The sequence below is a fragment of the Aeromonas sanarellii genome (assembly GCF_000820085.1).
GTDB classification, from domain to species: domain Bacteria; phylum Pseudomonadota; class Gammaproteobacteria; order Enterobacterales; family Aeromonadaceae; genus Aeromonas; species Aeromonas sanarellii.
Genome location: NZ_CDBN01000064.1, coordinates 1 through 374, shown reverse-complemented (window position 1 = coordinate 374; position 374 = coordinate 1). Strand labels below are relative to the sequence as shown.

Annotated in this window: 1 pseudogene; it reads left to right on the top strand. The window is 75.4% G+C overall.

From position 1 onward, the window contains the following. Nucleotides 1–251, top strand: a pseudogene (locus BN1132_RS20280) (molybdopterin-guanine dinucleotide biosynthesis protein B); the annotation flags it as partial. Nucleotides 252–374: the final 123 nt, after the last annotated feature.

Here is a 374-nt window from a genome sequence, read left to right as displayed (position 1 = left end):
CCTGGCTGCCCCGACCAGGGGCCCGCCAGCCGGCCCCGCCCCTGCGCCTCTGCGCCCGGCTGCTGGCGGCCCAGTCCCCATCGGCGGGGCTGGCCTCTGTGCCCGGCGTTCTCAGCCAGGATGAGGCGGGCGTCCTGCTGGTACGCCCGGCGGACGGGTCGCACGACGAGGCCAACTGCCTGATCGAACTTGCCCCCGCGCCCCTCTCCCCCGGCGAGCGGGTGATGATACGTCCGCTGGCGGGCCGGTGAGAGCGCATCGCCCCCCTGGCCTTCCCCCTCATCGTCCTGCCGACCCGGGCGCTCAGGCTGCCGGAGAGCACCTGGCCCCTCATCACAAGCCCTCGCCCCGCCCCTGATCTCGACCCTGAGCCG